Here is a 22,229-nt window from a genome sequence, read left to right as displayed (position 1 = left end):
TCGTCTCCCTCTGCGCCACCCGCATCACCTGGCCGTCCACCGGCGCCCGGGACACCCCCACCCGGGAAGCACCCGCCACCACCTGACCCACCCCCCCCCCCCCCCCCCCCCCCCGGGGCGGGCGCGGGGGCCCCCCCCCCCCCCCCCCCCCCCCCCGCGGCGTTCGCGCGACCGGGCTCAGCGCGAGGCGCGCAGCTCCGGCAGCTGGATCAGCTCGGTCTCGTCCTCCGGCGTCAGGTCCACCACGGTCGGCTCGCCCTGCTCCGGCTCCCGCGCCTCCCCGCGCACCGCGGTCGACTCCGCCGCCCGGGCCTCGGCCTCGGCCTTCGCGGCCACGGCCTCGTCGCCCACCACGTCCGCCAGGTCGGCCCGTTCCCCGAGTTCGGCGACGCTGCCCACCGCCGACACCGGAGCCGCCGGACGGCCAGGAGCGCCCGCGCCGCGGCCGAAGAAGCTGAACCCCTGCCCGCGCGCCTGCCCCGACTGCGCCGGCCGCGGCCGCTGCCGCTCCGCCGGTACGGGCGCGGCGGCCGGCGCGGTCTGCGCGCCGCCGAGCTGACCGACCGTCGCCGTCAGCGCCGGACGCAGCGGAGCGGGCCGCACCGCCGGCTCGGCCACCGGCGCCGAGGCCGGTGCCGGGGCCGGAGTGGGCACCGCGGGCGCCACCGGGGCGGGCACGGCGACCGGCGCCGGCGCCGGCGCGGCCTGGGCCACCGGGGCGGCCGGGCGGATCCGCGACGGCGCCGCAGAAGCCCGCAGCGCGACCTCCGCACCCGCCGTCCGCGCCCGCTGCGCCTCCTGCTCCGCCGCACGGCGCTCCAGCAGCCGCAGCACGGCCGCAGCCCGCACGTAGGCGGCCGGGCTGGCCGGGTACTTGGGACGGCTCGCGGCGAGCGCCCGCTGGGCCGCCTCGGCCTCCTTGAGCGCCTGCTCGGCCACCGTCACGGCCCGCTCGCGCAGCAGCCGGGCGATCTCGGTCTCCGCCTTGGCCAGCCGCGACTTCTCCGCGGTCAGCCGGCGCCCGAACCGGGTGGCCCGCTCCTCGGCGACCTCGGCCGCGTACTCGGCCTCCGCCAGCTGCTCCTCGAACCGCTCCTCGGCCCGCATCCGCTGCGCCGCGGACATCTCGGCGGCCGCCCGGGCCGCCTTGTCCCGCTGACGCAGCAACAGCGCGAACCCGAGCGTGGCGATCAGTGCGGCGATGCCCACCGACCGCACCAGGATGGTGTCCTGACTGAAAAGCAGAGCGGCCAGAGCGGCTACCAGCAGTACGCCGGCGGCGGTGGGGGGAAAGACCCGGCCGAGGACGGAGGAATGACGGTGGCGTCCGCGAGACATGCCAAGAAACTAGCGTGCGAATTGGGGCTCTGTCAGCCCAGGGTCCCCTTCCGCCCTTGACAGGGGGCGGTTTTTACCGCACGTGCCCGGATTCTCACTCAAGATCACGAAGAAAGCCCTGCTCAGCGGTGGGACGCCGCCGGACCGCTCGGACCGTCGTGATTCTCGGGCAACTTGCAGACGTGCTGGAGCCAGAGCGCCGCGGCGATCACCGCGACCCCCGCCAGCACCGCGAAGCCCGCCGTGACGGCCTGGTCCTGGCGGGCCGGCACGTCCAACTCCCCCAGCAGGTAGATCCCGGTGCCCGCGTAGATGCCGGTGACGACCGCGGAGACCAGCGCGCTGGCCTGCCCCAGCACCAGCGCCCGGGCCGCGAGCAGCGGGTCGACCCCCTTCGCGCCGGGCTGGCGCTCGCGCGCCGCCTTCAGCCGGGAGCGCAGGGACAGCGCGGTCGCCAGCAGGATCACCGCCACCGCCGCCAGCACCACCGGCGCCGCGCCCGGCACCGCCGGCAGCGTGTCCAGGGAGGCCCACAGCTTGGAGCCGGCCCAGGCCAGCGCCGTCGTGGCGGCCGTGATGCCGATCAGCAGGCGGAGGCGAAGCAGCTTCACTCGGAGGAGGTCCTTCCCGGGGTTCCAGAGCCGGCCGACCGCCCGGTGACCCGACGCGGCGGCGCCAGGCCACCGTACCGGGCCCGGCCGGACGGACACCCGCGCGAACGGCGGACACCTACTGGTACGGCCGGGCCCCCGGTCGAGTTCCCTGATCAACGGCCCCGGGGGGCCTACTCCGGCAGCGTCAGCCGGATGTCCTCGCGGCGCTTCACGCCCTGCGCGTCCGGGCCGCCGAGCGCCGCCAGCAGCGCGTCGACCCGCCCGTGCCCGGGCACCTCGGCCTCCGGCTGCGCGTCCAGCCACGGGGCGAGCACGAAGGCCCGCTCGTGCGAGCGCGGGTGCGGCAGCAGCAGCTGCGGGTCGTCGCTGAGCTCGCCCTCGTAGGACAGGATGTCGACGTCCAGGGTGCGCGGACCCCAGTGGACCGTCCGCACCCGCCCGAAGGCGTCCTCGATCGCGTTGCCGCGCTCCAGGAGGTCCCGCGGGGGCAGCGAGGTGCGCAGCACGACGACGGCGTTGTAGTAGTTGGGCTGCTCCTCGGGGCCGCCGACGGCCTCGGTCTCGTAGACCGCGGAGACGGCCTTGATCTTCAGCCCGGGGGTGTCGGCGAGCGCGTCCACGGCGCCCTGCAGGGTGTCCAGCCGGTTGCCCAGGTTGCTGCCGAGCGCGACCACCGCGCAGCGCTGGCTGTGCAGTGTGGTGTCAGCGGAGTCCACCCGGCTCTCCAGGTCGAACGCGTTCGGCGTGGCGGTCGGGTCGCTGCTACTCATCGAAGTCTTCCCTCTGCATCGGATACCGGGCGCGCGGTGGGGGTCACGCGCGGCCCCGGTGGATGGTCACGGTCACGTCGTCGAACGGCACGGTGATCGGGGCGTCCGGCTTGTGCACCGTGACCTCGACCTCCTCGACCGCTTCGTGCTTGAGGCACTGGTCGGCGATGCGCTGGGCCAGGGTCTCGATCAGGTCGACCGGCTCCCCGGCGATGATCGCGGTGACCTCCTCGGCCACGATGCCGTAGTGCGCCGTGCGGGTGAGGTCGTCTCCGGACGCGGCGGGGCGGGTGTCCAGGTACAGCACGAGGTCGACGACGAAGGTCTGCCCCTCGACGCGCTCGCGCTCGAAGACGCCGTGGTGGCCCCGGGCTCGCAGCCCCCGCAGGGTGACGCGGTCCAGCAAACGAATCACTGCTCCCAGTCGGACGGGCCCCACCCGGAGAAAGGCATGGACGGGCAGGGCGAAGGCGGGCAGCGCCCGCCACTCCGTTTCGAATCTACCCGCGAGCACGGACAACGCCTGACCGTCCTACCCGGCAGGAAACGGCGCCACGCGCACCGGAATGGCGATTGACGTGAACGTTCGGTGACCACTCCGGAATTCCCGGGCGACGAACCGCCACCGCATTTCCGCAGCGGTCGGAATCAACTCTCGTCGTCCTCGTCGCCGCTGGTCAGAACGGGTGAACCGTGGTGCGACCAGAGCTTCCACCCGGCCGGGGTACGGCGGAACAGATTCGTCGACACGACCTTTCCGCCGACCAGCGGTCCGAGTTCGCCCTCCTCCTCCGCCTCGCCCCCGGACAGGATGTTCTCGGTGCACGTGACAAGGGCCACATCACCGTGGACCTCGGCCTCGACATCGGTCAGGAAGAACTGGATGTACTCCGTGTTCATCATGATCAGCATGTACGAACGGGTCACCTGGGCCCGCCCGCGCAACACCGGCCAGCCCGGGTGCACGCACACCACGCCGCCCTTGTCGTCGGCGTCCGCGGCGCCCAGCCAGGCGTCCTCGACCGCCTCCAGGTCCCCCCGTTCCAGCGCCTCGTAGAGCGCCCGGTTCGCCGCCAGCACGGCCTCCAGGTCCGCCTCGCGCGCCTGCCCGGCCGTTCCGCCGCTCAACCTGCCGTCACCCGTCACAGACCCTCCCTCACCCCAACCGCGCCGCGTGCTGCCACGCCGCGACGACCCGTACGGCGTCCGCCGTGCCGGACACGTCGTGCACCCGCACCGCCCAGGCTCCGGCCCGGGCCGACAGCACCGACACCGCGGCCGTCGCGTCGTCGCGCTCCCGGGCCGGGCGCAGTTCCCCGGTTGCCGGGTCGGCGAGCAGCGTACCCAGGAACCGCTTGCGCGAAGCGGCCACGAGGACGGGACGGCCGAGCGCGGTGAGCGCGTCCAGCCGGGCGAGCAGCGCCCAGTTGTGCTCGGCGGTCTTGGCGAAGCCGAGCCCCGGGTCGAGGATCAGCTGGTCTTCCTTGACCCCGGCCGCCAGCAGCGCGTCCACCCGGGCGGTGAGCTCGGCGACCACGTCCCGCACCACGTCGTCGTAGACGGCCAGCCGGTCCATGTCGGCGGACTGCCCGCGCCAGTGCATCACCACGAAGGGCGCGCCGGTCTCGGCGACCACCCGGGCCATCGCCGGGTCCGCCAGCCCGCCGGAGACGTCGTTGACGATCGCGGCGCCGGCCTCGACGGCCCGCTCGGCGACCGAGGCGCGCATGGTGTCGACGGAGACGGTCACCCCGGCGTCGGCGAGCTCGCGCACCACCGGGACCACCCGGCGCAGCTCCTCCTCCTCGGGCACCCGCTGCGAGCCCGGCCGGGTGGACTCGCCGCCGACGTCCACCAGGTCCGCGCCGCGGGCCCGCAGGGCGAGCCCGTGCGCGATCGCCTTGGCGGGGTCGTGCCAGAGCCCACCGTCCGAGAAGGAGTCGGGCGTGACGTTGACCACGCCCATCACGGCGCAGCGTTCGAGCCGCGGCAGACCGACCGGGAGGGAGAAGGACGGTGTCTCGCTCATGCGCCCGCCCCGTTCCGCTCGGCAGGGGCCTGGGCCCGTGCGCGCCTTCCGGTGATCCGCTCGCTGCGCTCGCTCATGCTCCCCATTATCGAACGAGGCCCCCGCCGGGGATTCCCGGCGGGGGCCTCGTTCACGGCTGCGGTGCCTCAGGCGGCCTCGGTGACCTCTCGGGTCGACGGGACCGGCATCAGGCCCTCCCGCTGGCGCTTGCGGCCGAAGCGCGGCATGCCGAGGGTGATGAAGGCCTCCGCCTGCATCGCGGCGAAGCCGATCCGCGGCAGATCCCGGGTGTTCGGGAAGACCAGGAAGCGCGGCTCCCACTCGGGCTGGAACTTGGCGTTGAACTTGTACAGCGACTCGATCTGGAACCAGCGCGACAGGAACACCAGCAGTCCGCGCCAGGCGCGCAGCACCGGGCCCGCGCCGATCCGCTCGCCGCGGGCCAGGGCCGAGCGGAACATCGCGAAGTTGAGCGACACCCGGCGGACGCCCAGCGCGGGCACCGCCTGGAGGGCGGCGACGATCAGCAGCTCGTTGAGGCCGGGGTCGGCGGCGCGGTCGCGGCGCATCAGCTCCAGCGAGATGCCGTCCGGGCCCCAGGGCACGAAGTGCAGCACGGCCTTCAGGTCGTCGCCGCTCTCGCCCTCCTCGGGGTCCTTGTGGGCGGTGACCACCACGCAGTCGTCGTCCAGCGGGTCGCCGAAGCGGCCCAGCGCCATCGAGAAGCCGCGCTCGGTGTCCGTGCCGCGCCAACGGGCGGCGGCGTCGGCGATCCGGTACTTCTCCTCCGCGGTGAGCTCGGAGACCCGGCGGACCTTGCAGGAGTAGCCGTTGCGCTCGATGCGCTTGACCATCTGGCGGACGTTGCGCATCGCCCGGCCGGCGAGCGAGAAGGTCGAGGTGTCGACGATCGCCTCGTCGCCCAGCTCCAGCGCGTCCAGGCCCGCCTCGCGGGTCCAGACCTCGCCGCCGACCTCGCTGCAGCCCATCACGGCCGGCACCCAGGCGTGCTCGCGGGCCTCGGCCATGAACACCTTGATCGCGCCCGGCCAGGCCTCGACGTCGCCGACCGGGTCGCCGGAGGCCAGCATCACGCCGGAGACCACCCGGTAGGAGATCGCGGCCTTGCCGGTGGGCGAGAACAGCACGCTCTTGTCGCGGCGCAGCGCGAAGTAGCCGAGCGAGTCGCGCTCGCCGTGCCGCGCGAGCAGCTCGCGGACCTTCTCCTCGTCCTCCGCGGTGAGCTCGGGCTTCGGCTTGCCCGGGCGCAGCGCCAGGTAGGCGGTGGTGAAGGCGGTCAGCAGCCCGAGCCCGCCGAGCAGGTAGGCGACCAGGTCGGACATCCGGATGTTGGTGTACCGGATCGGGCCCTCGAAGCCGAAGAGTCCGTAGCCGACGTGCTCCAGGCGCTGGGCCAGGCCCGGGTGGCCGATCTCGTACTTGGTCCGGGTGCTCACGATCAGCAGACCGAGCAGCACGCTGAGGACGCCCATGACGACCAGGTTGGCCAGCGCCCGCCAGCGGGTGCGCGGGTCGGCCTTGGCGTAGAACTCGCGCCGGTGGAGGAGCATCACGGCGAGGACGACCAGCGAGACGACCGCCGGGCCGACCTGGTGCCAGCGCACGATGTGCAGCGCCGCGCTGAGCGGCAGCAGCACGCAGACCACCCGCCAGGCCCGACGCTTGCGGCGGCGCAGCGCGTGGGCGAGCGGCACCAGCAGGATGCCGACCATCAGCGTGCCGACCGCGGCCAGGCTGGTGGTGCCGCCCGGCAGCTGCCCGGCGACCGTGTGCATCTTGGTGTGCCGGAGCTTGGGGAACACCGCGCTGGTGATGTCCACCAGCCCGATCAGCAGACAGGCGTAGCCGACCGCGCCCGGGAGCCAGGCCCTCGGAACAGCGGCTGCCTGGGTGCGCAGCGTCTGCAGGCCGCGGCGACGGCGCGGCGGCTGCTCGGGGCTCGGCTCAACGGACACGGGAACGCTCATGGAAGCTCAGCGTAGAGGCTGCGGTGCGGTGTCCCGTCACTCCGGGGGAGGACGCGTGATGGACCTTCATGCCTATTCCTTCATCAGGCAATGCGCATACCAAGGACCCGGAAACGGTCGGTAAACCGGGACCGTGGACGCGCTGCGGGGTTGAGCCGGCGGTGGGAGCAGGGGGGTCGCCGCAGCGTGGCGCGGCGGCACCCCCCGGGACGCGTTACGTACGGTGGACGCCGCATTCTAGGGCGCCGGTTGCCTGCGACTTCCCCCCGCCCTTCCGGCCCCCGCCCGGGCGCCCGGACAGCCTAGCTGCGGTGGCCCGATCTGATGGGCCGCCAGACGATGAAGCCTGCCCCGCCAGTGTCCCACCGGAAGGCCGACCGCATGGAACTGACCAGCGACGCGTTGATGAACTCGCTGCTCGCACTCGGGACCGCGGCCCTGGTCACCACCCTGTGGGTCTGGCCCCGGCTGGCCAGACAGCGCCCCCTGCCCGTGCTCGGCCGGATCGGCCTGCTGACGGTCGTTCAAGTCTCGATCGTGGCCGTGCTCGCGCTGTCGGTGAACAACTCCTTCGGGTTCTACACGTCCTGGAACGACCTGCTCGGCCACAGCGGCGCCAAGCTCGCCCTGACCAGCAACGAGAACCACAAGGGCGGCACCCCGGTCGCCGACGCGCTGATCCAGCCCACCACCGAGGGCGGCCTGGAGACCGTCACCAACCTGCCGAAGGGCACCCCCGAGGAGGTCGGCAAGGTCGAGTCGGTCCAGGTCAGCGGCAAGGAGACGGGCTTCTCCGACCAGATGTTCGTCTACCTGCCGCCCGAGTACTTCGACCCGAAGTTCGCCCTGGTCCGCTTCCCCGTCCTGCTGGCCATCGCGGGCTACCCGGGCACGGCGCTGAACCTGGTCAAGGACCTCTCCCTCCCCCAGACGGCGTACGAGCTGGAGCGCTCCGGCAAGATGCCGCCGACCGTCCTGGTGATGGTCCGCCCGGGGGTGGTCCCGTCCCGGGACACCGAGTGCGTGGACGTCCCCGGCGGGCCGCGCACCGAGGCCTGGTTCGCCAAGGACGTCCCGGAGGCCGTCCTGAGCACCTACCGGGTCGGCCGCACGGCCGGCTCCTGGGCCACCTTCGGCTACTCCACCGGGGGCAGCTGCGCGCTGCGCCTGGCGATGCGCTTCCCGAACGTCTTCGGCACCGCGGCCAGCCTGCACGGCGACTTCACCGTGCGCCAGGACGGCTACACCGGCGGCGACCTCTTCAACGGCGACAAGGCGCTGACCCAGCAGCACGACCTCGGCTGGCGGCTGCAGAACCTGCCGGTGCCGACGCTCAACGTCCTGGTGGTCTCCACCCGCAAGGAGTCGGACTACCCGCAGACCGTCCAGTTCGTCGACCAGGCCACCCAGGTCGCGGCGGCCAACCCGCAGTTCAAGGTCGACTCGCTCTACCTGGAGGACGGCGGGCACAACATCGACAGCTGGACCAAGGAGCTGCCGGCCTCGCTCGAATGGCTGGGCACGCACCTCGGCTAGCGCGTGTGAGTGATTACCCGCCGGTCGGCCCGGGCGGCCGACGGCCGGGGGGAACGCATCGAGGCCGTCCCGCCCGCCGCCCAGGCGCGCGGACGTCCCGGATCCGCGCAGGAGGCGCAGTGCTGAGCACCCGATCGCTCTTCAACGAGATCTACCGGAACGACCAGGCCTACCAGCTGTTCTGCAGCATCGCGGCCGGTGGTGAGGACCAGGGCGGCTGGGAGAACGAGCGGATCACCACGCTCACGCGGGACCCGGTCCTCGCCCCGAAGGTCGCCCGGCACGGTGCCGACGAGCGCAAGCACGGCCGGATCTTCACCCAGCTGCTGGCCAAGCGCGGCCTGCCCAAGGTGCCGGTCCCGGACGAGGCCGACTACTGCATGCTGCTGGAGCGCCAGGGCGTCGGCCTCTCCCACGAGCGGCTGAACAGCGACCTCCCGCTGACCGAGCGCGAGATCATCACCTACCTCGCGCACAGCCGGGTCACCGAGCAGCGCGCCGCCGAGCAGATGCGCCAGCTGGTCAAGGTGTACGGGGACAACCCCGACCTCGGCCGGGCGATGAGGATGATCTCCGCCGACGAGGACAACCACCTGGCGTACTGCCACGAGGAGCTGCTGCGGCTCCGGGCCGAGGGGCACGGCCCGTACATCCGGCACACCCTGGAGACCAGCGCCCGCGGCGAGATCCGCACCCACCGGGACGTCGGCCTCGCGGTCACCTCCCGGATGGCCCGGATCCTGCGCTGGCCGCGCTGGCAGCTGGCCCTGGTCACCCTCGGGGTGCACGCGCTGTACCTGTACGACCGCGCCTACGGCTGGCGCCGGATGGTCACGCTGCGGATGCCCGAGCGCCGCAACGCACTGGGCACCCCGGCTCCGCCGCACGCGGAGCACGAGGTGCCCTGAGAGCCGTTCCCGGCCGCTCGGCCGGGCCCTACCGGCCCTATCGGCCCTATCGGCCGATGATGAGGCTCATCGCCTCGGCCCGGGTGGCCGGGTCGCGCAGCTGGCCGCGCACGCAGGAGGTGATGGTCTTGGCGCCGGGCTTGCGGATGCCGCGCATCGACATGCACATGTGCTCGCACTCGACCACGACGATCGCCCCGCGCGGCTCCAGGATCCGCATCAGCGCGTCCGCCACCTGGCTGGTCAGCCGTTCCTGCACCTGCGGCCGGCGGGCGTAGACGTCGACCAGCCGGGCGAGCTTGGACAGCCCGGTGATCTTGCCGCTGAGGGACGGGATGTACCCGACGTGCGCCACGCCGCGGAACGGCACCAGGTGGTGCTCGCAGACCGAGGTCAGCTCGATGTCCTTGACCAGCACCATCTCGTCGTGGCCGAGGTCGAAGGTGGTGGTCAGGACGTCCTCGGGCTCCTGCCACAGGCCCGCGAATATCTCCTTGTAGGCCCGCGCGACCCGGGCCGGGGTCTCCAGCAGGCCCTCGCGGTCCGGGTCCTCCCCCACGGCGAGCAGCAGCTCACGGATGGCGTTCTCGGCCCGCTTCTGGTCGAAGGTCCCGACGGCGGGCGGACCGTCGAGCGTCACCGGGTCGATCATGCGGGCCTCGCTTACATGTGGGAAGACTCTGGCTGAACAGCACGGATGCCGCGCCTCCAGGGTACAAACCCTGGTGACGCGGCATCCATTCCCTACGGAACCGGGGGTCAGCCCTCGACCGGCGGCTCGGAGGCCGGCAGCGGCGGGAGCTTCACGACGTCCACCGGAGCGGTGTCCCCGGAGACGGCGCCGTTGGTGAGCGCCAGCTCCTTGGGGGACTGCACCGGAGGCCGGGTGGACGGCGTGCGACGGGTGGAACCCGTCCAGGCCGGCCGGGTCGGGCGCTTGACGATCGGGGCGAAGATCTCGGCGATCTGCTCCTTGTTGAGGGTCTCCTTCTCCAGGAGCTCCAGCACCAGGTTGTCGAGCACGTCGCGGTTCTCGACCAGGATCTCCCAGGCCTCGTTGTGCGCGCTCTCGATGAGCTTCTTGACCTCTTCGTCGACCAGCGCGGCGACCTCTTCCGAGTAGTCGCGCTGGTGGCCCATCTCACGGCCCAGGAACGGCTCCGAGTTGTCGGAACCGAACTTGATCGCGCCCAGGCGCTCGGTCATGCCGTACTGGGTGACCATGGCCCGCGCCGTGGCGGTGGCCTTCTCGATGTCGTTCGAGGCGCCGGTGGTCGGGTCGTGGAAGACCAGTTCCTCCGCCGCGCGACCGCCCAGCATGTAGGCCAGCTGGTCGAGCATCTCGTTGCGGGTGGTGGAGTACTTGTCCTCGTCCGGCAGCACCATGGTGTAGCCGAGGGCCCGACCGCGGGACAGGATCGTGATCTTGTGCACCGGGTCGCTGTACTGGCAGGCCGCCGCGACCAGGGCGTGACCGCCCTCGTGGTACGCGGTGATCTTCTTCTCCTTGTCGGACATGATCCGCGTGCGCTTCTGCGGACCGGCCACGACGCGGTCGATCGCCTCGTCCAGGATGCCGTTGTCGATCAGCTTCTTGTCCGAGCGGGCGGTCAGCAGCGCCGCCTCGTTGAGGACGTTCGACAGATCGGCACCGGTGAAGCCGGGGGTGCGCTTGGCGACGGCCGAGAGGTCGACGTCGGGCGCGATCGGCTTGCCCTTCTGGTGCACCTTGAGGATGTCCAGTCGGCCCTGGAGGTCGGGACGCTCCACCGCGATCTGGCGGTCGAAGCGGCCCGGGCGCAGCAGCGCCGGGTCCAGGATGTCGGGGCGGTTGGTCGCGGCGATCAGGATCACGCCGCCCTTGACGTCGAAGCCGTCCATCTCGACCAGCAGCTGGTTGAGGGTCTGCTCGCGCTCGTCGTGGCCGCCGCCGAGACCCGCACCGCGGTGCCGGCCGACGGCGTCGATCTCGTCGACGAAGACGATCGCCGGGGCGTTCGCCTTGGCCTGCTCGAAGAGGTCGCGGACGCGGCTGGCGCCGACACCGACGAACATCTCGACGAAGTCCGAGCCGGAGATGGAGTAGAACGGCACCCCGGCCTCGCCCGCGACGGCGCGCGCCAGCAGGGTCTTGCCGGTCCCGGGCGGGCCGTAGAGCAGCACGCCCTTCGGGATCTTGGCGCCGACGGCCTGGAACTTGGCCGGCTCCTGCAGGAACTCCTTGATCTCGTGGAGCTCCTCGACCGCCTCGTCCGCGCCTGCGACGTCGGCGAAGGTGGTCTTCGGGGTGTCCTTGGTGAGCAGCTTGGCCTTGGACTTGCCGAACTGCATGACGCGGGAGCCGCCGCCCTGCATCTGGTTCATCAGGAACAGGAACACCAGGACGATGATCACGATCGGCAGCATCGACAGCAGCAGGCTGACGAAGGTGCTCTGCTTCTCGGGACTGACGGTGTAGCCCTCGGCGAGGGTGTTCGAGTCCTTGTCGTTGACCTGGGCCTGCAGCTTGTCGGCGATCGCGACACCCTGGTCGCCGATGTACGAGGCCTGGAACTTGGTGCCGGACGGGGTCTTGCCCGTACCGGCGCTGGGCAGCGTTGCGCCGTCCTTCAGCTGGATCTTGATCGTGTTCGAGTCACCGGTGGTGATCTGCGCCGACTTGACGTTGTGCGCGTCGATCGCCGCCACGACCTGACCGGTGTCCACCGTCTTGTAGCCGTTCGAGTCCGAAACGACCTGCATCAGTACGATGACGGCGAGGACGGCCAGCACGATCCACATGATCGGCGCACGGAAGTATCGCTTGACGTCCATCCATGCGGGGCGTTGCCGCCCCGTCCCTCCTGCCACTCAACGGCGCCGTGTGGCTGTCGGCCGCGGCGCATCCGGTCGGTGCTCATGTGAAGAGCGGTTTTATTGGACCGTACCGCAGTCGGACCCACCGATGGCGGGAGCGCAGCGGACACGGCTTGGTTCTTCGATCCCCCGGTCCAACGGGCGGGAACGACCTACTGTTCCCGCCCATAGCCCGAACGGAGCCCTCAGCCGCCGTAGACGTGCGGGGCGAGGGTGCCGATGAAGGGGAGGTTACGCAGCTTCTCCGCGTAGTCCAGGCCGTAGCCGACCACGAACTCGTTCGGGATGTCGAACCCGACGTACTTCACGTCGATCTCGACCTTGGCCGCATCCGGCTTGCGCAGCAGCGTGCAGACCTCCAGCGAGGCCGGACCGCGCGAGCCCAGGTTGCCCAGCAGCCAGGACAGCGTCAGACCGGAGTCGATGATGTCCTCGACGATCAGGACGTCACGGCCGGCGATGTCGGTGTCCAGGTCCTTCAGGATCCGCACCACGCCGGAGGACTTGGTGCCCATCCCGTACGAGGAGACGGCCATCCAGTCCATGGTGACCTGCGAGTGCAGGGCCCGGGCGAGGTCGGCCATGACCATGACGGCACCCTTGAGGACGCCGACGATCAGCAGGTCCTTGCCTGCGTAGTCCCGGTCGATGCGCTCGGCCAGCTCAAGGAGCTTGGCGTCGATCTCGTCCTTGCTGATGAGCACCTTCGCGAGGTCAGCGCCCATGTCGTTCTGGTCCACCGGGGATACGTCCTCAAACGTTCGGGGTCTGTGTGGCCGGCGGCCGGCTCCCCCGGGGCATGCCTCGCCCCTCAGTCGCCCTGCCGCCGAAAGACCAGCGTGCCACACCTGCGGGTGGCCTCGACGCCCCCGGGTAGGTGCAGCGGCCCCTGGCCGCGCCATCCGGTGACCAGCAGGTCGATCGTCTCCAGGTGCCGGGCGAAGAGGTCCCCGGCCGGACACCCCGCGCGCAGTGCGGCCCGGCGCAGCACCCGGCGCCGGACGGCCGGCGGCAGTTCGGCCAGTTTCACGGCGTCCAGGGCGCCCTCGCCCGTACGGAGGTCGCGTTCGGCCAGGGCGGCCCACTGGTCGAGGGCGTCGGCGTCGTCGCGGAAAAGCCGGGCCGTGCGGGCCAGCGCCTCGACCACGCCGCCGCCCAGGTGCTTCTCCAGCACCGGCAGCACCTCGTGGCGGACCCGGGATCGGGTGTAGGCGGGATCACAGTTGTGCGGGTCGTCCCAGACCGGGATCGACTGGGCGGAGCAGGCCTGCCGGGTGGCGGCCCGGTCCAGCTCCAGCAGCGGACGGCGGTAGCGGCCCTTCTGGGCCGGCATCCCGGCCAGCGAACGGGCGCCCGAGCCGCGGGCCAGGCCCAGCAGGACGGTCTCGGCCTGGTCGTCCCGGGTGTGGCCGAGCAGCACGGCGACGGCGCCGTGGCGTTCGGCGGCCTCGTCCAGGGCGGCGTAGCGGGCGTCCCGGGCGGCCGCCTCCGGGCCGCCGGCCCGGCCGACGCGCACCGGGACCGCCTCGACCGGGTCCAGGCCGAGCGAGCGCAGCCGCTCCGCCACCTGGTCGGCGCGCTCGGCGGAGCCGGGCTGCAGGCCGTGGTCGACGGTGACGGCGCCGACCCGCAGGCCGATCTTGGGGGCTTCGAAGGCGGCGGCGATGGCCAGCGCCATGGAGTCCGCGCCGCCGCTGACGGCGACCAGGACCAGCGGCGAACCGGGCGCGGCCGGGGTGCGGGGCAGCCCGGACGGGTGGCGCGCGGCGTTGCCGATCAGGGTGGTGCCGACGGCGGCACCCACCAGCGGCGCCCCGGCCGGGCGCTCGCGGGGCTCGCGCACGGGCGCGGTGAAGGTGGTACCGGCCTCGGCGGCGAGGTCGGCGAGCGTGCGGCGAACGGCCAGGCGTATCGCGGCGACGGCGGGGTGAGGGCCCACGGCGAAGTCTCCTCGACGGAGGGGGACAGGACTGCGGCGGGCGGCGGGGACCGCACACTGCGTGCGCGCCCTGTTACCGGGCGCTCACAGATGGTGGCAGAAAGGAGCGACCCGCTACGCCACCCGCGCCACCGGTACGACCACCGTCCCACGTTCGGGTGAATGAAGAAACGCTTCTTCACGCACCATCTGCCCGATTGGACCACTCGTACGAGCGGGTTTGACCGCCGCGCGCCGCTTGCCGTCCGGCTGGCGGCGCGCCTGCGTCACGACGGGGAGCTCAGCGGGCCACCCGGGCCACCCAGGCGGCCGGGTCGTGGATCTCCTCCTTGGTCGGCAGGGTGTTCGGCGAGGTCCACACCCGGTTGAACCCCTCCATGCCGACCCGCTCCACCACCCCGCGCACGAACACCGCACCGTCCTGGTACTGGCGCAGCTTGGCGTCCATGCCCAGCAGCCGGCGCAGCAGCAGGTCCAGCCGGTTCGCACCGCGGTCCCGGCGCTGCTGGAACTTCTCCCGGATCTCCGCCACCGTCGGCACCACGGCCGGGCCGACGCCGTCCATCACCACGTCCGCGTGGCCCTCCAGCAGCGACATCACGGCCGTCAGCCGGGCGAGGATCTCGCGCTGCGCGGGCGACTGGACGATCTCCATCAGGTTCGACGAGGAGCCCTCCCGGCCGCCGACGCCCGGCAGCCCGCCGAGCGAACCCGCCGCGTCCCGCAGCCGGTCCAGCAGCGCGCCCGGGTCGACGTCCGTCTCGGCGAGGAAGGACTGCACCTCGGACTGGATGTGGTCACGCAGCCACGGCACCGCCGTGAACTGCGTCCGGTGCGTCTCCTCGTGCAGGCAGACCCAGAGCCGGAAGTCGGACGGGTCGACGTCCAGCTCACGCTCGACGTGCACGATGTTCGGCGCCACCAGCAGCAGCCGGCCCGGCCCGGGACCGTCCGGCCCCAGCCGCGGCTTGTCGAACAGCGCCGCCGGACTGTCCGGCGCCTCCAGCGAGGGCTCCGCCGGGGCGAAGGTCTCGTACTGGCCCAGCACCTTCGTCGCCAGGAACGCCAGCAGCGCCCCGACCTCGATGCCGGTCGCCTTCTCCCCCACGGTGCCGAACACCCCGGCCGTCGCGCTGTTCGTCCGGCGCGCCTGCAGCTTCTCCACCAGCGGCTGGACGACCGTGCGGAAGCCCGCCACGTTGGCCCGCACCCAGCCGGGGCGGTCCACCACCAGTACGGGCGTCGCCGCGGCCCGGGCCAGGCTCGACGACTGCATGCCGGTGAACGCCCGAACGTGCTCCTCCGCCTCCAGGGCGTGCCGGCGCAGCTCGGCGACCACCGCCGCCGCCTCCTCCCGGCTCACCTCCGGGCCCGGCCTCACCAGCCTGGTCGCAGTCGCGACCGCGAGGTTCCAGTCGACCATGTCAGCACCGCCACTCGCGCTCGTCATGCCCTCACCGTACGTGCTCCCCACCACCAACGGCAGCCACCCACCCGGAACACCTCGCCCCCGGCACCCCGGGGCGCGGCCTCCCGACACCGGCCCCGACCCGGTCGGCACGCCAACTCCCGTGCCGCCCGGGGGCCGTGACGCTCCGCGCCGGGTGGACGGCGGGCCCGCCGGGGGGTGCGGCGGGGGCACCCGGGGCCGCGCGCGGGAGGGGCGGCGCCGCGCCTGGTCGCCGCCGTCCCCGCGGGAGGACCACGGCGACCCGGGGGCCGGCGCCGGGCGGCGCCGGCGGGGCGGGGACGGGCGGGTGGATCAGTGGCAGCCGCAGCCGGCGAGGTGGGCGGCTATGCGGTCCATGGCGGCGCGGGCGGTGTCGGCGGGGGCGGGGGTGCGGGTCATGACGGCGAAGGCGAGGAGGCGGCCGTCGGCGTCGACGACCGTGCCGGCGAGGGTGTTGACGCCGCGGAGGGTGCCGGTCTTGGCGCGGATCAGGCCGGCCGCGTCGGCGGAGCCAGAGCCGGCGCCGTAGCGCTTGCCGAGGGTGCCGGTGAAGCCGGCGACCGGGAGGCCGGTGAGCACCGGCCGCAGGGCGGGGTGCTCCGCGGAGGCCGCCAGGGAGAGCAGCCGGACCAGCACGGCGGGCGGGATCGCGTTGCCCGTGTGCAGGCCGCTGCCGTCGTTGAGGACCACGTCGCCCATCGGCACGCCGAGCCGGGTGAGTTCCCGGGTGACGGCGGCCGCCGCCCCCTCGAAACTCGCCGGCTGGTGGGCCGCGAGCGCGGCCTGACGGGCGATCGCCTCGGCCAGCTGGTTGTCGGAGGTGGTCAGCAGGCGCTCGACCAGGCGGTCGAGCGTGGGCGAGTCGACCCGGCCGAGGACGGGCGCGTCGGCGGCGGCCGGCGCGGCGGCGGGCCCGGGCCCGCCCTGCACGGTGATGCCCTGGGCCTTGAGCAGGGCGGCGAAGGCCCCGGCGGCCGCGCCGGCCGGGTCGGGGACGCGGTCCGGCGCGTCCTCGCGGCTCTTCGGGTCCGCCTTGGCCTCGTCCACCATCAGCGGGACGACCAGGGCGATGTTCTGCCCGTCGTGGTTGTTGTGCTGCGGGTTGCCGGCGTACATCGACAGGTCGTAGTCCAGCTTGACCGTGGTGGTGCCGGCGGCGGCCAGGGCGGCGGCGGTCTGCCGGGCGAGGGCGTCCAGCGAGGCGGGGGCGGTGTCGGCGTCGACGGGCTGACCGCCGATCTGCACCTGGTCGGCGGGGAGTGCGGTGAGCGTCGGGTCGCCGCCCCCGACCAGCGTGATCGTGCCCGGATCCGCGCCGCGGACCACCTTGGTGGTCAGCCGGGTGTCGCCGGGGAGCAGGGACAGGGCTGCGATCGAGGTGGCCAGCTTGGTGGTGGAGGCGGGGGTGGCCGGGGTGTTCTCGCCCGAGCCGTACAGGAGTCGGCCGTCGGCGGCGTCCGCGACGGCGAAGGTGACGTCACCGAGGTTCGGGTCGGCGACGGCGCCGGCGAGCGCCTGCCGGAGGCCCTGCGCGGTGGGGACGGCGGCCGTCGGAGCGCCGTCGGCGGAGGCCAGGACGTCGCCCGCCGCGGGGGCCGGGCGCGCGGCGGACGGGTCGCCACCGGTGTTCGCGGGCGCGGGGGCCGCGGAGGGCCCGGACCGGCGGGCGGGTGCGGCGCTCGGACTGTCGCCCGGCCCCGGCTTGGCGCCGCCCTTCCCGTGGTCACCCTTCTTGCCGCCGTTGCCGTCCCGGCCGCCGTCGCGGTCGTCGTCCTCGCCGTGCCCGGTGCTGTGCCCGCCCGGGGGCGGTGAGGGCTGCGCGTACGCACCGCCCGAGGTCAGGACCGTTCCGGCGACCAGCAGCGCCGCTCCGAACAGCCCCGCGGCCGTCCCCCTGCGGCGGCGGACCGCCCCTCCCCCAGCGCTCACCGACCGGCCCCTTTCCCGAGCACCCACTCCCGTAGGAGACACTTGGATTCTGTCAGTCCCTACCTTGGAGGAACCGTTGGAGTTCGACGTCCTTATCGAAATCCCGAAGGGCTCTCGTAACAAGTACGAGGTCGACCACGAGACCGGTCGCCTGCGGCTCGACCGGATGCTCTTCACCTCGACCCGCTACCCGGCCGACTACGGCTACGTCGAGGGCACGCTCGGCGAGGACGGCGACCCGCTGGACGCCCTGGTCATCCTGGACGAGCCGACCTTCCCGGGCTGCCTCATCAAGTGCCGCGCCATCGGCATGTTCCAGATGACCGACGAGGCCGGCGGCGACGACAAGCTGCTCTGCGTCCCGGCGACCGACCCGCGCTGGGAGCACCTGCGCGACATCCACCACGTGTCGGAGTTCGACCGCCTGGAGATCCAGCACTTCTTCGAGGTCTACAAGGACCTGGAGCCCGGCAAGTCCGTCGAGGGTGCCAACTGGGTCGGCCGCGCCGAGGCCGAGGCCGAGGTCACCGCTTCGATCAAGCGCCTGGCGGAGCAGGGCGGCCACTGAGCCGTCGTTCCGATCTCGATCGATCAGGACCGTTCGAGGTAGGTCGGGACAGCCTGGGGCCGGGGTTCGCGGATTCGTCCGCGGGCCCCGGCCTCTGTCGTGCCCGGGGCCGGGCCGTCCGGTCCGGGCCGTTCCGATCGGGGCCGTTCCGTTTCGCGGAGCGGTGGCCGGGCCGGCTTGCCAGACTGGTTGCCGACAGACTGTCGGCACGATGTGAAGTCAGGTTAGCCTAACCAAAACTGTCGGGGCCGGATCCGACCCGGCCGCATCCGATCGCTGGAGGCCGCATGCCCGCGCCCGCGCCCGTCCCGTTCTCCACCGTGCTCCGCACCGCCAGCAGCGAGGAGCACGAGGCCGCCGAACACTCCTCGTTCATGAGCCACCTGCTGAACGGGCGCCTCGGGATCGAGGCGTACGCCGACCTCACCGGCCAGCTCTGGCACGTCTACCGGGCGCTGGAGAGCCGGACCGGGCAGCTCGCGGAGCACCCGCTGGCCGGCCCCTTCATCGACGGCGCGCTGCTGCGCACCGCCGCCATCGAGCGCGACCTGGCGCACCTGCGCGGGCCCGGCTGGCGGGACGGACTGGCGCCGCTGCCGGCCACCGCCGCGTACGTCGCGCGCGTGGAGGAGCTGGCCGCCGCGTGGCCCGCCGGGTACATCGCGCACCACTACACCCGCTACCTGGGCGATCTGTCGGGCGGCCAGATCATCCGGGGCGTGGCCGAGCGGACCTGGGGCTTCGCGCGCAAGGGCGACGGCGTGCGGTTCTACGTCTTCGAGGAGGTCGACAACCCGGCCGCCTTCAAGCGCGAGTACCGCGCCAAGCTGGACGCGGCCGGGGCCGCGATGGACGAGGTCGAGCGGCGCCGGGTGGTCGAGGAGTGCAAGCGGGCCTTCGTGCTCAACGGAGCGGTCTTCCGCGACCTGGACTCGCGCTACCCGCTCAGCGCGTAGGCGCCGCCCTCCGACGGCACCGGAGGCGGGCCGGCCCCGGCGAACGACCGCCCGCCGGGGCGACGGTCACGGACGGGCCGGCCGCCGAGGTGCTGCGCGCACCGCCGCTCGGCCGGGTGTACGGCCACCCGGTGGAGGTGCCGGCGCACCTACGCACCGGGGTGCCGCCGGTGCTGCCGCGGCGCGGCTGAACCGGGTCAGTCCTCCAGCCGGAAGCCGACCTTGATGCAGACCTGGTAGTGCTTGATCCGGCCGTCCTCCAGATGCCCCCGGACCTGGGACACCTCGAACCAGTCGAGGTTGCGCAGCGTCCGGGCGGCCCGCTCCACCCCGTTGCGGATCGCGGCGTCGATGCTCTCGGTCGAGGACCCGACGATCTCGGTCACCCGGTACACGTGGTCGGTCATGGCGGACTCCCTCAGCTGTGCGACGGTCCCCCGGTCCACCGTGCACCGCCCCCGCCCCGCCCGCACCCCGACGGGCCGCCGCCGCCCCGAGCCGGGCCCCGGGACTCCGGGGGCCCTGCCCGGACAGGGGCCCCGAGGGCTCCCGGAGCGGGCCCCGGAGGACCGGCCCCAGGGCGCCGGGCCGGGCTCCCGGGTGCCGGGCCTAGAAGGCCGCCCGCACCTGTCCGACCGGCGCGCCGCCGCCGAACAGCGGGGCCGAGCCGATCCGCTCGACGGTCTCGTCCGCCCCGGCCACCCCGAGCCGGCGCAGCGCGGCCGCCAGCACCGGGCCGCGGGCGCGCTCACCACCGTCGTCGATCTTGAAGGCCAGTGCCCGCCCGTCCGGCAGCGCCACCACCTGGACGGCCTCGGCGCCCATCTTGGACAGCGCGCCCGGGATCGCCCGCATCAGCCAGGTGTCGGCCCGGCGGGTGCCGGCCACGTACTCGGGGTGGGCGCGCATCGCGTCGGCCACCCGGCGCGGCGCGGACCCCTCGGGGGCCAGCACCAGGCCGCGGTAGCCGCGGGCCAGGCCGGTCAGCGTGACGGCCAGCAGCGGGGCGCCGCAGCCGTCCACCCCGGCGTGCGCGGGCGTCTCGCCGGTGCCCTCCTCCAGGGCCTCGCGGGCCAGCAGCTGGATCGGGTGGGACGGGTCGAGGTAGCTCTCGGTGTCCCAGCCGTTGGCCACGCAGGCGGCCAGCCAGCCGGCGTGCTTGCCCGAGCAGTCCATCAGGATCGGGGCGCGCCGACCGCCGGCGCCGAGCAGCAGCTCCGCCTCGGTCTCGTCCAGCGGCAGGTCGGCCGGGGTCCGCAGGGCCGACTCGTCGAGCCCGGCGGCGCCGAGGATGGCTCTCACACCGGCGAGGTGAAACGATTCTGCAGAGTGGCTGGAGGCGGCCAGCGCCAACAGCTCGGCGTCGATCGACAGCCCGGCCCGCAGGGTGGCCACCGCCTGGAACGGCTTGGCCGTCGACCGCGGGAAGACCGGTGCGTCCGGGTCGCCCAGCGCGAACTCGACCGAGCCGTCGGCGGCGAGCAGCACCAGGGAACCGTGGTGGTGGCCCTCGACGAAGCCCGATCGTATGACCTCGGCGAGCACGGGCACGGTGGCGAGCTGGGGCATGGGGGTTGAGCCTTCCGGGGCGAGGGTGAGCCGGGAGCGAGCCGGGCTCCACCCGCCCGCAGCGACTCACCCGGTCAGAGCGGCCCCCCTGCGAGCAGGTCGTCGACCCGTGCTTCCCCATCACGGTACCTGCGGGTGATCTCGGCATTGCAACCGTCGGCCGTGCGCAGCAGCCGCTGACGCCGTCCGGACACCTCCCGCTCGTGCGCCCGCAGCCGCTCCAGGGCGGCCAGCAGCTCCTCGGCCGGGTGCGCCGCCAGGTCGGCGAGCTGGACGTCGCCCATGAGCGCGTCCGCCTCCAGCCCGGACTCCCGGGTGCGCGGCGGGCCGAGGGTCACGTGCCGGGCCGAGCGCCGCACGGTGGAGGGCGCGTCGGTCAGGATGGCCGGCAGCCGGTCCAGCAGGTCGCCGGGGGCCGGATCGGGGCCGGGCACGCCGGCCGCCCGGACCGGGCCGCCGGGGCGCCGGTCGAGCTCGGCGCGCAGGATGTCCATCCGCCCGTGCAGCAGCCGCCGCAGGTAGGACAGGTCGGCCTCCTGCTCCAGGGTCTCCCGGCGCAGCACCCGCAGCTGGTCCAGGCCCAGCCCCTCCAGATCGGGCTCGTCCTCCGCGTCCGCCACCGGACCGCACGGGCCCCCGGGGGCCGGCGCCATCCGCCCGGACCGGTCCCGCGCCGCGCTGCTCGCGTCCATCACCCAACCCACCTGCCGTCGTCGATCCCGCCCGCTCGCGGCAACCCCGTCCCTGCCGCCGGTCCGGCCCGTCCCCCGACGGGCTCGGCGTTCCGTCCCTCGGCACGCCCGGGAGCCCCCCGGAGGTTCCGCTCCCCAGTCGCGACCACCCGTCGGGGCGACACCACCAGAACGCCTGACCCACCGACTCGACCGCCCGGCCGAACCCGGGCCCGGCGCGGCGGACCTCCTGGCGCCCCGGACCCTTCGTACGGTCCACAGCGTGCCACCCCACCCGGCGCGCGCGCACCGCCCGTGCACCCGAACGGCCCCCTGGCGAACGGGGGTGGCTGATATGACCGGCCCTTTCCGCAGGAAGAGCAGCGCCCGAACCGGCGCAGGCGCCCACTTTGCGGCGTGCGCAACCATCGTGCGCGCCCCTCGTCTGCGCCCTGGGACGACCTCTGTGACGCACGTGGGGGATGCGGGGCGACGGGCGGCCGGCGCACGGGCAGCGACGTGCGGAAGCGGGTGCCGAGGGACGGGCGGACCGCCCGCGCAGCGCCCGTGGGGGCGCGCGACAGCGGGCGGAGCGCGGGACGGCGGGGCGGGCGCCGCGCCGGGGCCCCTCCGGTGGCCGCACCGCCCTCCGGCACAATGGCGGCATGCGAGCAGTGGTGCAGCGAGTGACCGAGGCCCGGGTGACCGTGGCCGGTGAGACCGTCGGCGCGATCGAGGAGCCGGGGCTCTGCGTCCTGGTCGGCGTCACCCACGACGACACCCCCGCCAAGGCCGCCCAACTGGCCCGCAAGCTCTGGACGCTGCGGCTGCTGCCCGCCGACGAGGAGGGCGTCGAGCAGAGTTGCTCCGACCTCGGCGCCCCGCTGCTGGTGATCAGCCAGTTCACGCTCTACGGCGACGCCCGCAAGGGCCGCCGCCCCACCTGGAACGCCGCCGCCCCCGGCCCGGTCGCCGAGCCGCTGGTGGACGAGGTGGTCGGCGCGCTGCGGGCGCTGGGCGCCAAGGTGGAGACGGGCCGGTTCGGCGCCGACATGCAGGTGGCGCTGGTGAACGACGGCCCGTTCACCGTCCTCGTCGAGGTCTGAGG

At 73.6% G+C, this 22,229-nt stretch carries 21 protein-coding genes; 5 read left to right on the top strand and 16 right to left on the bottom strand.

Features of this window, described 5'->3' with window-relative positions:
* Positions 1-177: 177 nt before the first annotated feature.
* The 7 genes from ACIRST_RS38250 to ACIRST_RS38220 form a co-directional block, all read right to left on the bottom strand.
* Positions 178-1,338 carry a hypothetical protein gene (locus ACIRST_RS38250; protein WP_402808582.1) on the bottom strand — a complete coding sequence of 387 codons (1,161 nt, stop codon included), beginning with the start codon at positions 1,336-1,338 and terminating at the stop codon, positions 178-180.
* 122 nt (positions 1,339-1,460) lie between these two features.
* Positions 1,461-1,949 (bottom strand): DUF3180 domain-containing protein, encoded by a 489-nt coding sequence (locus tag ACIRST_RS38245; protein ID WP_402808580.1) that lies wholly within the window; start codon positions 1,947-1,949, stop codon positions 1,461-1,463.
* A 173-nt stretch (positions 1,950-2,122) separates the two neighbouring features.
* The gene (gene folK, locus ACIRST_RS38240) at positions 2,123-2,722 is read right to left on the bottom strand and encodes a 2-amino-4-hydroxy-6-hydroxymethyldihydropteridine diphosphokinase (RefSeq protein ID WP_350525669.1); all 600 of its coding nucleotides are present in this window, start codon (positions 2,720-2,722) and stop codon (positions 2,123-2,125) included.
* A gap of 43 nt (positions 2,723-2,765) precedes the next feature.
* Positions 2,766-3,125, bottom strand: coding sequence for a dihydroneopterin aldolase (folB, locus tag ACIRST_RS38235; protein WP_030059580.1), 360 nt, complete (start codon positions 3,123-3,125; stop codon positions 2,766-2,768).
* A gap of 245 nt (positions 3,126-3,370) precedes the next feature.
* Positions 3,371-3,868: a nuclear transport factor 2 family protein gene (locus ACIRST_RS38230; RefSeq protein ID WP_350525670.1), complete on the bottom strand. Its 498-nt coding sequence runs from the start codon at positions 3,866-3,868 to the stop codon at positions 3,371-3,373.
* 10 nt (positions 3,869-3,878) lie between these two features.
* Positions 3,879-4,751 carry a dihydropteroate synthase gene (gene folP / locus ACIRST_RS38225; protein ID WP_402808578.1) on the bottom strand — a complete coding sequence of 291 codons (873 nt, stop codon included), beginning with the start codon at positions 4,749-4,751 and terminating at the stop codon, positions 3,879-3,881.
* A 146-nt stretch (positions 4,752-4,897) separates the two neighbouring features.
* Positions 4,898-6,739, bottom strand: a complete 1,842-nt coding sequence (locus tag ACIRST_RS38220) for a phosphatidylglycerol lysyltransferase domain-containing protein (protein WP_402808576.1) — start codon at positions 6,737-6,739, stop codon at positions 4,898-4,900.
* Between the two features lie 381 nt (positions 6,740-7,120).
* Here ACIRST_RS38220 and ACIRST_RS38215 point away from each other — a divergent pair, with 381 nt between their 5' ends.
* Both ACIRST_RS38215 and ACIRST_RS38210 read left to right on the top strand, forming a co-directional pair.
* Positions 7,121-8,275: an alpha/beta hydrolase-fold protein gene (locus ACIRST_RS38215; protein ID WP_350525673.1), complete on the top strand. Its 1,155-nt coding sequence runs from the start codon at positions 7,121-7,123 to the stop codon at positions 8,273-8,275.
* Positions 8,276-8,394: 119 nt separating this feature from the next.
* Positions 8,395-9,183: a ferritin-like domain-containing protein gene (locus tag ACIRST_RS38210; RefSeq protein WP_350525674.1), complete on the top strand. Its 789-nt coding sequence runs from the start codon at positions 8,395-8,397 to the stop codon at positions 9,181-9,183.
* Positions 9,184-9,229: 46 nt separating this feature from the next.
* Here ACIRST_RS38210 and folE read toward each other — a convergent pair whose 3' ends face one another.
* From folE to dacB, 6 genes are all read right to left on the bottom strand, one after another.
* Positions 9,230-9,835 (bottom strand): GTP cyclohydrolase I FolE, encoded by a 606-nt coding sequence (gene folE, locus ACIRST_RS38205; protein ID WP_350525675.1) that lies wholly within the window; start codon positions 9,833-9,835, stop codon positions 9,230-9,232.
* A 107-nt stretch (positions 9,836-9,942) separates the two neighbouring features.
* Positions 9,943-11,997, bottom strand: a complete 2,055-nt coding sequence (gene ftsH, locus ACIRST_RS38200) for an ATP-dependent zinc metalloprotease FtsH (RefSeq protein WP_350525676.1) — start codon at positions 11,995-11,997, stop codon at positions 9,943-9,945.
* 227 nt (positions 11,998-12,224) lie between these two features.
* Positions 12,225-12,779 (bottom strand): hypoxanthine phosphoribosyltransferase, encoded by a 555-nt coding sequence (gene hpt, locus ACIRST_RS38195; RefSeq protein WP_030059589.1) that lies wholly within the window; start codon positions 12,777-12,779, stop codon positions 12,225-12,227.
* Positions 12,780-12,850: 71 nt separating this feature from the next.
* Complete coding sequence (tilS, locus tag ACIRST_RS38190) at positions 12,851-13,978, bottom strand: tRNA lysidine(34) synthetase TilS (protein ID WP_350525677.1); 1,128 nt, start codon at positions 13,976-13,978, stop codon at positions 12,851-12,853.
* Between the two features lie 280 nt (positions 13,979-14,258).
* Positions 14,259-15,428, bottom strand: coding sequence for a zinc-dependent metalloprotease (locus ACIRST_RS38185; protein ID WP_350525678.1), 1,170 nt, complete (start codon positions 15,426-15,428; stop codon positions 14,259-14,261).
* Positions 15,429-15,740: 312 nt separating this feature from the next.
* Entirely contained in the window at positions 15,741-17,357 is a 1,617-nt protein-coding gene (gene dacB / locus ACIRST_RS38180) for a D-alanyl-D-alanine carboxypeptidase/D-alanyl-D-alanine-endopeptidase (RefSeq protein ID WP_402808569.1), read from the bottom strand.
* Positions 17,358-17,433: 76 nt separating this feature from the next.
* Between dacB and ACIRST_RS38175 the strand changes: the two genes are divergently transcribed.
* Positions 17,434-17,925 (top strand): inorganic diphosphatase, encoded by a 492-nt coding sequence (locus ACIRST_RS38175; protein WP_030244505.1) that lies wholly within the window; start codon positions 17,434-17,436, stop codon positions 17,923-17,925.
* Positions 17,926-18,212: 287 nt separating this feature from the next.
* A complete protein-coding gene (locus ACIRST_RS38170; RefSeq protein ID WP_350525680.1) occupies positions 18,213-18,881 on the top strand; it encodes a biliverdin-producing heme oxygenase in 669 nt (222 codons plus the stop codon).
* 197 nt (positions 18,882-19,078) lie between these two features.
* Here ACIRST_RS38170 and ACIRST_RS38165 read toward each other — a convergent pair whose 3' ends face one another.
* The 3 genes from ACIRST_RS38165 to ACIRST_RS38155 all read right to left on the bottom strand — a co-directional run bounded on the left by ACIRST_RS38165 (position 19,079) and on the right by ACIRST_RS38155 (position 21,142).
* Positions 19,079-19,288: a dodecin gene (locus ACIRST_RS38165; protein ID WP_350525681.1), complete on the bottom strand. Its 210-nt coding sequence runs from the start codon at positions 19,286-19,288 to the stop codon at positions 19,079-19,081.
* Positions 19,289-19,490: 202 nt separating this feature from the next.
* The gene (locus ACIRST_RS38160; protein WP_350525682.1) at positions 19,491-20,450 is read right to left on the bottom strand and encodes an asparaginase; all 960 of its coding nucleotides are present in this window, start codon (positions 20,448-20,450) and stop codon (positions 19,491-19,493) included.
* Positions 20,451-20,524: 74 nt separating this feature from the next.
* Complete coding sequence (locus tag ACIRST_RS38155; RefSeq protein WP_350525683.1) at positions 20,525-21,142, bottom strand: ABC transporter substrate-binding protein; 618 nt, start codon at positions 21,140-21,142, stop codon at positions 20,525-20,527.
* Between the two features lie 644 nt (positions 21,143-21,786).
* On the opposite strand from ACIRST_RS38155, the gene dtd reads away from it, so the two are divergent.
* Positions 21,787-22,227 carry a D-aminoacyl-tRNA deacylase gene (dtd, locus tag ACIRST_RS38150; RefSeq protein WP_402808564.1) on the top strand — a complete coding sequence of 147 codons (441 nt, stop codon included), beginning with the start codon at positions 21,787-21,789 and terminating at the stop codon, positions 22,225-22,227.
* The last annotated feature ends 2 nt before the right edge of the window (positions 22,228-22,229 follow it).

It is taken from the genome of Kitasatospora sp. NPDC101447 (genome assembly GCF_044767225.1).
Classification (GTDB): domain Bacteria; phylum Actinomycetota; class Actinomycetes; order Streptomycetales; family Streptomycetaceae; genus Kitasatospora.
The sequence above is the reverse complement of the archived record's forward strand: the minus strand, read 5'-3'. Positions and strand labels throughout refer to the sequence as shown.